Here is a 12,006-nt window from a genome sequence, read left to right as displayed (position 1 = left end):
TTACTAGTAGTTTCGTATCCTATCACTGCTTTCGGCCTCCGCGAACCGCCAGGGTAAAAGTCCGTCACAAAGCGTTACATGAAGGAAACAATTACTCCTCGGTATAATAACCACCTCTGCTCGATTCTTCGAAGGAGTCCCATGGCCGAACGACTGCAAAGCCCTACGCGCACGAAAGCTACTTGGAAGCCGCGCATCGACGATGGCGATCCCTGCTTTTTGACTGACCAAAAAGCAACGTTGCTGGTTGTGGACACGGGACGCCCGAGCGGCTACCGCGAGCCGGGTCGCTCCCCTATCGCCGAGCTTCCCTACCAGCATCCCGTGGACACGGTGACAAGCGCTGGTCTGACGCCGCTGCCCTTCATCGAATGCGACGAGGTGCCCGAGGGCGTCGCCTTGCGCTACCGCATCGTCGGAGGCTACGACGCCAACGCCGTGCAAGTGACCTGGGACATTGTCCCGTACCTGGCCGATCGCGCCGAGAACCCCGTGCGCCTGGCCTGGGTGATGCTGAAAACCTTCACGGGATTGCAGGTGAAATACCCTCTGCCTGGCAAGCGCGGGCCACTGGTATTCGCCCTGGCCGACGAAGATGCCTATGTCTACTGCGACGAGCCGGTGTGCCAGGAATGCACCTTCCGCTGCAAGCAGGGCATGGTGCTCTACGGGGCCTTCGAGGGCCTCGGCGTGGTGCGCGTGCCGCTTTCCCCGAACCGCCGCTAAAGGGCAGCCGCCGCCAGCTGATAGCCTTCTACGAACAGGCTGAGCTTCTCGATATAGCGCTCGGCCAGCTCCGACAACTGGCGCTCGTTGTGCACAATGTAGCCCACCCGCATGCGCTCGGTGGTCTGCAGCGGCACGCTGGCAATGCCCGTGTACATTTCGCTGGACAGCACCCCGGTAGAGATGGTGTAGCCGTTATGATGAGCCAGCAAATTCGACAAGGTGCCGCGATCGCTGACGGCAATGCGCTTCTCGTGAGGCAGCTCGGCCAAGGGCTCTTCGGCGTAGAAGAAGGAGTTGTTGGAGCCCTGTTCGAAAGAATAGCGCGGGTAGTCGGTGAGGTCGTCGATGGTCACCAAAGACCGTTGGGCCAACGGGTGGTTCTCGCTGATGAACACATGAGGCTGGGCCGTGAACAACAAGTTGAAGGAGAGGTTGGCGTCCTCCAAGGCATGGCCGATAACGCTCTCGTTGAAGGTGGACAGGTAGAGCACGCCCAAATCGCTGCGGAAATCGCGTACATCCTCGATCACTTCGGAAGTGCGGGTCTCGCGCAAGCTGAAGTTGTAGCCGTCGCCCTCGTACTCCTCGGCCAGCTCCAGAAAGGCCTCCACCACGAAGGCATAGTGCTGGGAGGTGATGGCCAGCCGCTGGGCACCGCCGTGGCCCGGCCCCGCATAGCGCTGAGCCATAAGATCGGCCTGCTCCACCACTTGGCGAGCATAGCCCAGAAGCTCGATACCGTCGTTGGTCAACGTGATACCGCGATTCGACCGCTCGAAAATGGTGACCCCCGTCTCGCGCTCGATGTCGCGTACCGCCACCGACAGGCTCGACTGCGATACATAAAGACTATGGGCCGCTCCACTGATGGAACCGTGGTTGGCAATGGCGATAAGATAGCGCAGCTGCTGCAAGGTCATGGGGTCTCCAAAGTCTAGTAGTTTTCTAGACATTATACGTCTAACGACGCTTCGTCAATGCAGAAATCATACCCAACGGCCCCTCCCCGCGCCGCCGCGGCCATCGAAAACCACTATACCCCCTCGGTTGACGGAACCCCGCCATCAGGTAGCATGAGCCCCGACAGCCAGCCGCGAGTCCACCAAGGGCGGAGGCTCGCAATCAGAAAGGACAGGTTCGTGAACGTACACAAGAGCGTAACCGAGCTCATCGGCCACACGCCGTTGGTCGAGCTCACCAACTACGAGGCGGCCCATCAGCTGCCCGCCACCCTCATCGGCAAAGTAGAATCCTTCAATCCCGGCGGCTCGGTGAAGGACCGCATTGCTCAAGCCATGTACGACGAGGCCGTGGCCGCCGGCAAAATCAACGCCGACACCGTCATCATCGAACCGACGTCCGGCAACACCGGCATCGGCCTGGCGGCTATTGCCGCTGCCCGCGGCAACCGTATCATCATCACCATGCCCGAGACCATGTCGGTGGAGCGCCGCAACCTCATGGCCGCCTACGGCGCCGAGCTGGTGCTGACCGAGGGCGCCAAGGGCATGAAGGGCGCCATCGCCAAGGCCGACGAGCTGGCCGCCGAAATTCCCAATTCGTTCATTCCCTCCCAGTTCACCAATCCGGCAAACCCGGCGGTGCACGAAGCCACCACGGGTCCTGAGATTTGGGCCGACACCGATGGCACGGTGGACATCCTGGTGGCCGGCGTGGGCACAGGCGGCACTATTTCGGGAACGGGCGCCTACCTGAAGGCCCAGAACCCCGCCATCCAGGTGGTAGCCGTAGAGCCCGCCGGCTCTCCCGTGCTTTCCGAGGGCCGTGCCGGCGTGCACAAGATCCAGGGCATCGGCGCCGGCTTCGTGCCGGACACCCTCAACACCGAGATCTACGACGAGATCATCCCCATCACCGACGAAGAGGCCTTTGCGGCCGGTCGCGAACTGGCGGCCCACGACGGCCTGCTAGTGGGCATCTCTTCGGGAGCCGCCGTGGCGGCGGCCACCAAGTTGGCCGAGCGCCCGGAAAATGCCGGGAAGAACATCGTGGTCATCCTGCCCGACACGGGCGAGCGCTACCTGTCCACGCCCATGTTCAACAGTGCCTCTTAAACCATCCCGTCGTCACTAGGCCCGCACCCTGCAGGATGCGGGCCTTTTTTGCGTAGGGGGAAAGGCGCAGGAGAAGCGACCTAGCGGCAGCCGACGATGGTGCCGCCTCCCACCACCACGTCGCCGTCATAGAGCACGAGCGACTGCCCGGGCGCGGCGGCCCGTTGGGGCTCGGCAAACGTGACGGTCAGCTCATCGTCGCCCGTCTGCTCTGCCACGGCCGCTACCGGACGCTGCCGATAATGCGTTTTCACCTGCACCGAGCAGGGCCCCTCAAGCCGCTCCACGGCAACAAGATTGATATCGCGAGCCGTGACGGTGTTCACCTGCACCTCATCGGCACCCCCCACCACTAAAGTGTTGGCCTCGGCGTTTTTAGCGAACACGTAGAGCGGGGCTGGCGCGGCCACCCCGATGCCCTTGCGCTGGCCCACGGTATAGTGGATGAGCCCGCGGTGGGTACCTAGAACGCGGCCGGCGCGGTCGACAATGGGGCCCGGCCGAAACGCCGGGGGCACCTTTGCCGCGTCCCCATCGGAAGGCAGTTCCAGGCGGTGCTGGATAAAGCCCACATAGTCACCATCGGGCACGAAGCAAATGTCCTGGCTTTCGGCCTTTTCGGCGTTGACGAAACCGTGCTCCCGCGCCAAAGCGCGCACCTCGGCCTTTTGAAGCGCGCCCAAGGGGAACAGCATATGGGCCAGGGAATCCTGGGTCAGATGATAGAGGACGTAGCTTTGGTCTTTCGAGGCATCCAAGCCGCGCAGCAGCTGCCAGCGCCCCGTGGCCTCGTCGAAGCGGCGGCGGGCATAGTGACCGGTGGCCACATAGTCGAGATCTAGCTCGCGACGACGACGCTGCAGAGCCGCGAACTTCAGGAAGCGGTTGCAGTCGATGCACGGGTTGGGCGTCGTGCCGGCCAGATAGGCGCCGCAAAAGCGATCGATCACCTGCTCGCCGAATAGATCGCCGAAGTTGAAGGTGTAATGGGGCACGCCCAGGCGCCGGCAGACCGCCTTGGCGTCCTCCACATCGTCCAACGAGCAGCAGGTGGATTCGGCATCGCAGGCCACATCGGCGTTACTGAACAGCTTCATGGTAGCGCCCGTCACCGCGAAGCCCTCTTCGCATAGGAGAAGCGCCGCCACCGAGCTGTCGACGCCCCCGCTCATGGCCATCATGACGCGCTGCGGCGATCCTTCAGGTTCACCGACGGCGCTTGGCGCATCCCGCATATCCGACGCATCCTGCAAGCTTTGTTGTTCATACCCATCCATGGCGGCCATCATAGCACAGGGTTTTCCAGCTCCACGTCAGCCGCCCGGCACCTTTCTCTTCTTTTTCTGCCCGAATCCACACGTCTCCTCCCGCTGCGCTCCTACTTTCCGCTATGCTTTGACTTGTTGCAGGGGTACCGTCCCTGTCGGCTGCGCTTCAGCGCGACGGGCGGCGGTTGAGAGGGCTTGCGCCCAACCCTTAGAACCTGTCAGTTAACACTGTCGTAGGGAGCACCGTCGCTTAACGAAGCGCTCCCCTGACGGAGCGCTTTTTTGCGCTCGGGAAGGAACGTCATGACCACGTTTACCGAAACCGAATTGCGCGCCTTGATGGCCAAGGCCGTGCGCGAGGTGCGCGCCACCAACCCGTTGGCGCCCTCCATCACCAACACCGTTACCCAAAGCTTTGTGGCCAATGCTCAGCTGGCCGTGGGCGGGTCAGCGGCCATGGTGTACCTGCCCGACGAAGGCGAGGCCGTCGCCCAAGCTTCGGGCGCCACCTACATCAATCTGGGCACGCTTCTGCCCATCTACGAGGAAACCATTCCCCGCACCGCCCAGGCCCTGGCCGCGGCCGGCAAGCCCTGGGTCCTCGACCCCGTGGGCATCGGCATCGGCAGCCTGCGCTCGCAGCTGTTGCGTCAGGTGCAGCCGTGCAAGCCGGCCCTGGTACGCGCCAACGCCTCCGAGGTAATAGCCCTGGCGAACCTGTGGGGACTGGAGGCCGACGAGGAGGTCACCGACGCGTCGGCCAGCGGACCGCGCGGCGTGGATGCCACCGACTCGGTGGATGCCGCCGAAGCCGCCGCGGCGGCCATCGCCCGTTTCACCGAAGGCGCCGTGGCGGTATCGGGCCCCATCGACCTGGTTACCGACGGCACCACCACCGTGCGCCTTACCGGCGGCTCGCCGCTGATGGAATGCATCACCGGTGCCGGCTGTTCGCTGGGCGGCGTGGCCGCGGTGTTCTGCTGCGTGGCCGATCCCTTTGTGGCCGCCCTTGCAGCCACGGCAACCTATAACGTGGCCGGTACGCGCGCTGCCGCCCGCACCGACGCACCCGGCAGCTTCCAGGTAGCCTTCCTGGACGAGCTGTACCACCTGACCTCCGAAGACGTCGCCGACGCCCCCATGAAGCTGGAGGCGCGGTAGTCGCCCAGGCCGCTGCCCTGGACGCCGCACGACCGGACCCAGCAGAAAGGAAGCCCATGAACACGTTAGTAGCTGTTGCCATTGCCCCCTTCGGCGTGGGCGACGAGCTGGCCCCCTACGTGGCCGAGGCCATTCGCATCATCCGCGATTCGGGGCTGCCCCATCGCACCACCTCCATGTTCACAGAGATCGAAGGCGAGTGGGACGACGTCATGGCCGTCGTGCGCGACGCCACCTTCGTCCTAGCCAACCAGGGCATCCGCACCGAGGTCATTTTGAAAGCCGACGTGCGCCCCGGGCACACCGACACCCTCAACCGCAAGATAGCGGCCGTCGAGGAGCTGCTGGCATAGCAGGCGACAACGCCTCAAGGGCCCAAGCTACCCCGCTTTCCCCGATGGCGAAGGCGTAACGAAATGCTTCCGAGGTGCGGGCGGGCACCGCCGCAGGCAACCAAGAATTCTATGATGAGAAGCATAGAAGCTTCGAAGCACCTGCGGGAAAGGAAGCGCCATGCTGCGTACGGTCATTCAGATTGATGAGGAAAAGTGCACGGGCTGCCGCCTGTGCGTTGACGCCTGCCACGAGGGCGCTATCGGCATGGTGGACGGCAAGGCACGGCTCTTGCGCGACGACTACTGCGACGGCTTGGGCGATTGCCTGCCCGCCTGCCCCACGGGCGCAATTACCTTTATCGAGCGAGAAGCGGCCGCTTACGACGAGCACGCCGTCGCCCAGCATCTGGCTGCCCGTGCCGCAGCCGAACAGATTGCCGAAGACGATCTCGACCGCACCGTGGCCAACCTGACGGCAACCCCCACAGGCTGCCCCGGGTCACGGGCCCGCTCGTTAGTTGCTAACGCAACTTCGGAGGAAGCGAAGGCCGACGGCGGCGAGGACGTTTTTGCCGTGGCCGAGCTGCCCAGTCGCCTGGTGCAGTGGCCGGCGCAGATCAAGCTCGTGCCCACCCAGGCGCCCTATTACAACGGTCGCGGGCTGCTCATTGCTGCCGACTGCACCGCCTTCGCCTGCGCCAGCTTCCATGAGCGCTTCATGAAGGGCAATGTCACTATTATTGGCTGCCCTAAGCTAGACCAGGGCTCCTATGCCGAAAAACTGGCTGCCATTATGGCCGACAACGATGTCACCAGCGTCACCATCGCCCGTATGGAGGTTCCCTGCTGCGGCGGCCTGGAACGCGACGCCGCCCAAGCCGTGGCCCTCAGCGGCAAAGATCTGCCTCTAAACGTGGTCACCTTCTCAGTAACAGGCAACGTCATTGCTTAATCCAAGCAGGCGCGCACCAGGGCCTCGGCCGTAGTCGCAGGATTCCCCTCGGGAAGCGACGGCAACGACACCACCATCGTTGCCGGTCGGGGCTTCACCGAAAACGCACCGGAAACCTGCGAGGGCACAAGACCCGCAGCCCGCTCGGTATCATAGCCCCCCAAAGGTACAAGATGGACGCCCCGTGAAGCTGCCGCCTCAGCGATAGCATGCTCACGTCGGGTAGCTTCCTCAGGCCAGAGCGGCTCTGCGCTGTCCACCTCCAGAAGAAAATGAAGTCCTGCCCCCGCCCGTCGAACGGCCAAGCGTTCGGCGCCGTCGACATCGCGCAGCGCTGCCAGCAAGCTATCCTGATCGCGCCGATAGCGGGTACGCTGGCGATTCACATGGCGCTCGTACTCGCCCGTCTCCATCAGACGAGCCAACGTCAGCTGATCAAGCACGCCCACCGTGCAGGCATAGAACCCCAACCGTTCGCGAAACACCGCCGCCAACTCAGGCGAAAGCACCATATAGCCAATGCGAAACGTGGGGCCGAGCGACTTGGTGAAGGTGTTCAGATAGATGACGCGCCCTGTTCGATCCAGTGACTGCATGGCAGGAATAGGGCGTCCCGTCATGCGAAACTCGCAGTCGTAATCATCCTCGATAAGAAAGCGATCGGGATGATCCTCAAGCCAGCCCAGCAGTTCCCGCCGCCGTCGGGCGGTCATAACCGTGCCCGTGGGCAACTGATGGGAAGGCATGCAGTGCACCACCGATACCGCGTTGCTGCCAGAAAAAGTCATGCGCATACCATCTCGATCCAGCGGCACGGCCATCAGCCCCACGTCGTTGCTGCGATACACCTGAGCCAAACGCGGATACCCAGGATTCTCGATGGCGAAGGTGCGCTGGCGGCCGAGCCCCTGCACCACAAAAGAGTAGAGCGTCTGCGCACCAGCTCCCACAACAATCTGATCGGGCTCCACCTCGATGCCGCGTGAAGCGCGCAGATAGGCTGCCAAGGCTCGACGCAGGCGCAAGGCCCCCATAGGACTTGCCGCTCTTTGGAGGCTCGCCTCGCTCTCCTCTGCCAGCACCTGCCGCGTAGCCCGTGCCCACGTTTTGTAAGGGAACACCCCTTGCAGCGCCGGCTCCACCCCTAGCTTTTCGAGCGGCTCGGGCTCCCCCTGTCCTTCCTGCGCCCTTCCGGCTTGTTCAGGCAGCACCTCGCGCAAAGACATCTCGCCCGCGGGCGGTTCCGTCGGATGAAGGCCCAGACGGCGCAACTGTCGTTCCTGGTCGGAAGGGAGTGCCAGCGAAGCCACGAAGTGTCCCCGACGCTCTTGAGCGTAGGCGTAGCCCTCGGCAACAAGCTGACGATAGGCGCCCTCGACGGTGATGACGCTCACCCCTAAGTGACGCGCGAACTCGCGCTTGGGCGGCAGTTTCGCCCAGGGCCTCAAATGCCCTTGCTCGATGTCCTGGCGCAGAAGACGATAGAGCTGCTCGTAGAGCGGCACCGTCGAGTCTCTCTGCAAGTCATAAGTAAGCACGATGGCTCCCTCGCCTTCTTAGGCCCTCTCCTTTTTGGCTCCTCCCCTTCATGAGGTCCCATCAGGGCGCCTGGAGTCCGCCGAAGGAGCGCTTGGAGCTCGCCGATGGGACGCCTGGGCTTCAGGCAGTTCGCCGACAAGACACCCATCGGATCGCCTGAACCTCAACGAACTCGCGGACGAGTTACCCATCGGCTCACTGAGGCCTTAAGCGGCTCGACACCAGAGGGGGGTTCTAGCTGTGACCTTATCAATTTTTAAAAAACTGGCTATATCGATATAACCACAGCCATTCTACACTACCCAGCACGCCCCAACGGAACCAAGCTCGGCTCCATTCGTCCCAGAAAGGAATCTTATGGCCCCCTTGTCCTCACCCGAAACCACCGACGCCGCTGCTACCGCCACGGCCGCTGCCGGCGCCACCACCCCGCTCCCCAGCAGTGCCGAGCAAGTTGCCCTCAATCGCCAGCTTGCCCAAATGCTCAAAGGCGGCGTCATCATGGACGTCACCACGCCGGAACAGGCGCGCATCGCCGAAGCAGCCGGCGCCTGCGCCGTCATGGCCTTGGAGCGCATCCCTGCCGACATCCGCGCTGCCGGCGGCGTCTCGCGCATGAGCGACCCCGCCATGATCAAGGGCATTCAGGCTGCCGTCTCTATCCCCGTCATGGCCAAATGCCGTATCGGCCATTTTGCCGAAGCCCAAATTCTCCAGGCCATCGATATCGACTATATCGACGAGTCGGAAGTGCTGTCCCCCGCCGACGACACCTATCACATTGACAAGACTCAGTTTCGCGCCCCCTTCGTCTGCGGCGCGCGCAACCTGGGCGAGGCCCTGCGTCGTATTGCCGAGGGCGCCGCAATGATTCGCACCAAGGGCGAGCCGGGCACCGGCGACGTGGTGCAGGCCGTACGCCACATGCGCCTCATCAACAGCCAGATCCGCGCCGTACAGGCCCTGCGCGCCGATGAGCTTTTCGAAGAAGCGAAGCGCCTGCAAGTGCCCTACGACCTGCTGCGCTCGGTCCACGAGGCCGGCAAACTCCCCGTGGTGAACTTCGCCGCCGGCGGCATTGCCACCCCGGCCGACGCCGCCCTCATGATGCAATTGGGCGCCGAGGGCGTCTTTGTGGGCAGCGGCATCTTCAAGTCGGGCGATCCGGCCAAGCGCGCCGCCGCCATTGTCCAAGCCACCACCAACTATCAGGACCCCGAGCTCCTTGCCAACCTGTCGGAAAACTTGGGCGAGGCCATGGTGGGCATCAACGCCCAGGAGATAGAGCTCATCATGGAAGAGCGCGGTCAGTAACGTGAGAGCACGCAGTAAGACCAGCGCCAAGGGAGACGCATCATGACAACTATCGCGGTCCTTGCCGTGCAAGGGGCCTTCATCGAGCACCAACGGCGTCTCGAGGCACTGGGATGCACCGTTCGCCAGCTGCGTCACGAAGCCGATCTGCAGCATTCCTTCGACGGCCTAGTGCTCCCTGGCGGCGAATCCACCGTGCAGGCCAAGCTCCTGCGCGACACCGGTCTTTTCGCCCCCTTACGCACGCTCATCCAGGAAGGCCTTCCCGTTCTAGGCACCTGCGCCGGCCTTATCCTGCTGGCGCAACACCTGGATGGATCGGGCGATACGACCAACCTCGACCGCCAGCTTGCCGCCAAGCGCACCGCCGTCGACGGCTTTCGCACGCTGCCCGTTACCGTGCAGCGCAACGCCTATGGGCGCCAGCTGGGCAGCTTTCATGCCGAAGGCCTGTGGCTGGAAGACGGCGCCGCACATCCCGACGGAGCACCTCTCCCCCTCACGTTCATTCGCGCCCCGCGCATCGAGAACGTCGGCCCCGCTGTACAAACCCTCGTAACCTACCAGGATGCACCGGTGGCCGTGCGCTACCGCAACCAAATCGGCGCCGCGTTCCATCCAGAGCTCGATGCCGACAACCGGCTCTATCGACTTTTCCTCGACCTCCTCTAAGCCACGGGCACAAACGACGGGCGCGGCCGCCGAAGACGTGCCGCGCCCGTTTTACCAAGCTCTCTACGCTTGCGCGCCTTACTTGCAGCCGCACTTCTTAGTCGAGCCCTTGGCCTTGCTGCCCGATGCGCAATGATGATGGCCGAAGCGATGCACGCGGTGGCCATGATGACGATGGGGGCGCTTCTTAATCTCGGCATAGTCGACACCCATGTCCTCACAGGCCTCGTTCACCTTGGCGCACAACGCCACCAGCTGCTCCTTCTCCTGATCGGTCAGGTAAGAGCACACGGCATCAGCGGCTCGGTCCTCGGCGGCCATGCGCTTCTTGAGGATTTGCTTGCCCGTTTTCGTCAGCGAGATGCGATGCTTGCCATCGCCCTTCTTCGTAATGTCGACGTAGCCATTGTCAGCGGCCTTTTTGGCCACGGCCATAACCTCATGATGGCCCCAGCCCAACGTACGGCCGAGTTTCTTGCAAGAGATGCCCTTCTTGTCACCGAACTTGGCCACAACTTTGATGAGGGCACCTTGACCACGCTTGAAGCTGCGCGGACCTTCGTTGTGCATAGCCAACTTGCTGTAATTGCCGGCGCGCTTCAGCGCAGCCAGCACTTCCGTTGATTGTGTCATAACGACCTTCTTTCTTGAGAATGCGGAGGTACGGTTTCAGCTTACGAGGTGCCAGCGAGCTATGGTCGCTCCACACGCCGAGTCGCAACCAAACCGTTGCGGGGCCATCATCGACCCTCCGTCAATGATCCGTGCTCGGCCGCCGCAAGCCGCGCGACATTCTACGCTTCCTCGGGAAAGGCCTCGTCATAGGGCGGGTCGTCGGGACGACGCACCGTCTCATAGATCAAGCGGCGGGTGGCGGGCAGTTCCTTTTTGCGCAGCTGATGCTCCCAAAGCACCAGCACCCGCCAACCCTGCTCTTCGAGGGCCACCAAATTGCGCTCATCCCGTTCAACGTTGCGGGCGAACTTCGCTTCCCAGTACTCCACGTTTTTCTTGGGCACCGACAGCTGACAGGTGGGACACCGGTGCCAAAAGCACCCCCGCACTTCGATGGCAATTTTGCGGCCGACGAACGCCACGTCGGGACGCCCCGGCGCCTTGGCCCAATCGACGCGGTAGCCGGTAAAACCCATTTCGCGCAACATGCGACGCACTTTCATTTCCGGCGAGGTATCGCGACGCTTGTTACCCTGCATGGATTTGCGCGTGGCCAGGGACACCACCCCGAAGTCATAGCGGCCGCCGCCATCTGCAGCGCGAGATCCCTCTTCTTGGTTCTTCTTGCGTCCCACCGCCGACTCTCCTCGCTCGCGCCTCATTCGTCCTTCGCATTATAGCCATTCCCAGCCTTGGGGTACCGCACTCCCCCTGCTACAATGGCCCCGTACCAAGCGAAAGGAGTCTCCATGTCTCATGCCATGCGCCGTCACAAGCAAATGCTCCCCTTCGATGAGTGCCTGGACATTCTCGAAGAAGGAGCCTACGGCATCCTTGGTACCGGCGGCACCGACGGCTACCCGTACGCGCTGCCTATCAGCTATGCGTTCGAGGCCGACCCCGACGGAAGCGCCGAGACACCGCGCGGTCGTCTCTACCTCCACTGCGCCACCACGGGCCACAAGCTCGACGCCCTGGCCGCCAACCCGCGCGTGTGCTTCACCGTGGTGGGCCGCAGCCAAGTGGTGCCCGAGGAGCTTACTAACTTCTATCGAAGCGTCATCACCTTCGGCACCGCACACCTTGCCGAAGGCGATGAGAAAATGAGGGGGCTCATCGCTCTCGGCAACAAATACTGCCCCGGTCTCGACGACTTCGTCTCGGAGGAAATCGACAAAGCGTTCAAGCGTCTTGACGTGCTCGTCATCGAACTGGAGGCCATCACGGGCAAGGAGGCCATCAATCTGACCCGTCAGCGCCCGTAGAGATCTCGTCAACCACGGGGC

At 63.0% G+C, this 12,006-nt stretch carries 13 protein-coding genes; 8 read left to right on the top strand and 5 right to left on the bottom strand.

Going from position 1 to position 12,006, the window contains the following annotated elements:
• The first annotated feature begins 141 nt into the window (after positions 1–141).
• Positions 142–726: a hypothetical protein gene (locus PZH32_RS06265; protein ID WP_275206972.1), complete on the top strand. Its 585-nt coding sequence runs from the start codon at positions 142–144 to the stop codon at positions 724–726.
• Here the strand turns inward: PZH32_RS06265 and PZH32_RS06260 are convergent.
• Positions 723–1,649 (bottom strand): LysR family transcriptional regulator, encoded by a 927-nt coding sequence (locus PZH32_RS06260; protein ID WP_275206971.1) that lies wholly within the window; start codon positions 1,647–1,649, stop codon positions 723–725. The two genes, PZH32_RS06265 and PZH32_RS06260, sit on opposite strands and share 4 nt — an antisense overlap.
• A 219-nt stretch (positions 1,650–1,868) precedes the next feature.
• Between PZH32_RS06260 and cysK the strand changes: the two genes are divergently transcribed.
• Positions 1,869–2,804, top strand: a complete 936-nt coding sequence (gene cysK, locus PZH32_RS06255) for a cysteine synthase A (protein WP_275206970.1) — start codon at positions 1,869–1,871, stop codon at positions 2,802–2,804.
• Positions 2,805–2,884: 80 nt separating this feature from the next.
• Here the strand turns inward: cysK and mnmA are convergent, their stop codons facing one another.
• The gene (gene mnmA / locus PZH32_RS06250) at positions 2,885–4,039 is read right to left on the bottom strand and encodes a tRNA 2-thiouridine(34) synthase MnmA (RefSeq protein ID WP_275206969.1); all 1,155 of its coding nucleotides are present in this window, start codon (positions 4,037–4,039) and stop codon (positions 2,885–2,887) included.
• 336 nt (positions 4,040–4,375) lie between these two features.
• Between mnmA and PZH32_RS06245 the strand changes: the two genes are divergently transcribed.
• From PZH32_RS06245 to PZH32_RS06235, 3 genes are all read left to right on the top strand, one after another.
• Positions 4,376–5,233, top strand: coding sequence for a hydroxyethylthiazole kinase (locus tag PZH32_RS06245; RefSeq protein WP_275206967.1), 858 nt, complete (start codon positions 4,376–4,378; stop codon positions 5,231–5,233).
• Positions 5,234–5,289: 56 nt separating this feature from the next.
• Complete coding sequence (locus PZH32_RS06240; RefSeq protein ID WP_275206966.1) at positions 5,290–5,586, top strand: MTH1187 family thiamine-binding protein; 297 nt, start codon at positions 5,290–5,292, stop codon at positions 5,584–5,586.
• Between the two features lie 160 nt (positions 5,587–5,746).
• Positions 5,747–6,520 (top strand): ATP-binding protein, encoded by a 774-nt coding sequence (locus PZH32_RS06235; protein ID WP_275206964.1) that lies wholly within the window; start codon positions 5,747–5,749, stop codon positions 6,518–6,520.
• On the opposite strand, the gene PZH32_RS06230 is transcribed toward PZH32_RS06235, so the two are convergent.
• Positions 6,517–8,058, bottom strand: a complete 1,542-nt coding sequence (locus tag PZH32_RS06230) for a PLP-dependent aminotransferase family protein (protein WP_275206962.1) — start codon at positions 8,056–8,058, stop codon at positions 6,517–6,519. The two genes, PZH32_RS06235 and PZH32_RS06230, sit on opposite strands and share 4 nt — an antisense overlap.
• Before the next feature lie 358 nt (positions 8,059–8,416).
• Between PZH32_RS06230 and pdxS the strand changes: the two genes are divergently transcribed.
• On the top strand, positions 8,417–9,373 hold the full coding sequence (gene pdxS / locus PZH32_RS06225) for a pyridoxal 5'-phosphate synthase lyase subunit PdxS (protein WP_275206961.1): 957 nt from the start codon (positions 8,417–8,419) through the stop codon (positions 9,371–9,373).
• A 42-nt stretch (positions 9,374–9,415) separates the two neighbouring features.
• Positions 9,416–10,045: a pyridoxal 5'-phosphate synthase glutaminase subunit PdxT gene (pdxT, locus tag PZH32_RS06220; RefSeq protein WP_275206959.1), complete on the top strand. Its 630-nt coding sequence runs from the start codon at positions 9,416–9,418 to the stop codon at positions 10,043–10,045.
• Positions 10,046–10,123: 78 nt separating this feature from the next.
• Here pdxT and PZH32_RS06215 read toward each other — a convergent pair whose 3' ends face one another.
• Positions 10,124–10,678 carry a MarR family winged helix-turn-helix transcriptional regulator gene (locus PZH32_RS06215; protein ID WP_275206958.1) on the bottom strand — a complete coding sequence of 185 codons (555 nt, stop codon included), beginning with the start codon at positions 10,676–10,678 and terminating at the stop codon, positions 10,124–10,126.
• A gap of 161 nt (positions 10,679–10,839) precedes the next feature.
• A complete protein-coding gene (locus PZH32_RS06210; protein ID WP_275206957.1) occupies positions 10,840–11,355 on the bottom strand; it encodes a very short patch repair endonuclease in 516 nt (171 codons plus the stop codon).
• A 114-nt stretch (positions 11,356–11,469) separates the two neighbouring features.
• On the opposite strand from PZH32_RS06210, the gene PZH32_RS06205 reads away from it, so the two are divergent.
• Positions 11,470–11,985 (top strand): pyridoxamine 5'-phosphate oxidase family protein, encoded by a 516-nt coding sequence (locus tag PZH32_RS06205; protein ID WP_275206955.1) that lies wholly within the window; start codon positions 11,470–11,472, stop codon positions 11,983–11,985.
• Positions 11,986–12,006: the final 21 nt, after the last annotated feature.

It is taken from the genome of Adlercreutzia equolifaciens, assembly GCF_029076695.1.
Taxonomy (GTDB): domain Bacteria; phylum Actinomycetota; class Coriobacteriia; order Coriobacteriales; family Eggerthellaceae; genus Adlercreutzia; species Adlercreutzia equolifaciens_A.
Note: the sequence above shows the minus strand (reverse complement) of the source record. Positions and strands in the feature narration are given on the sequence as shown.

Coding starts and splice junctions, on each gene's coding strand:
- PZH32_RS06265 (WP_275206972.1), top strand. CDS start 142: ATGGCCGAACGACTGCAAAGCCCTACGCGCACGAAAGCTACTTGGAAG.
- PZH32_RS06260 (WP_275206971.1), bottom strand. CDS start 1,649: ATGACCTTGCAGCAGCTGCGCTATCTTATCGCCATTGCCAACCACGGT.
- mnmA (WP_275206969.1), bottom strand. CDS start 4,039: ATGCGGGATGCGCCAAGCGCCGTCGGTGAACCTGAAGGATCGCCGCAG.
- PZH32_RS06245 (WP_275206967.1), top strand. CDS start 4,376: ATGACCACGTTTACCGAAACCGAATTGCGCGCCTTGATGGCCAAGGCC.
- PZH32_RS06240 (WP_275206966.1), top strand. CDS start 5,290: ATGAACACGTTAGTAGCTGTTGCCATTGCCCCCTTCGGCGTGGGCGAC.
- PZH32_RS06235 (WP_275206964.1), top strand. CDS start 5,747: ATGCTGCGTACGGTCATTCAGATTGATGAGGAAAAGTGCACGGGCTGC.
- pdxS (WP_275206961.1), top strand. CDS start 8,417: ATGGCCCCCTTGTCCTCACCCGAAACCACCGACGCCGCTGCTACCGCC.
- pdxT (WP_275206959.1), top strand. CDS start 9,416: ATGACAACTATCGCGGTCCTTGCCGTGCAAGGGGCCTTCATCGAGCAC.
- PZH32_RS06215 (WP_275206958.1), bottom strand. CDS start 10,678: ATGACACAATCAACGGAAGTGCTGGCTGCGCTGAAGCGCGCCGGCAAT.
- PZH32_RS06205 (WP_275206955.1), top strand. CDS start 11,470: ATGTCTCATGCCATGCGCCGTCACAAGCAAATGCTCCCCTTCGATGAG.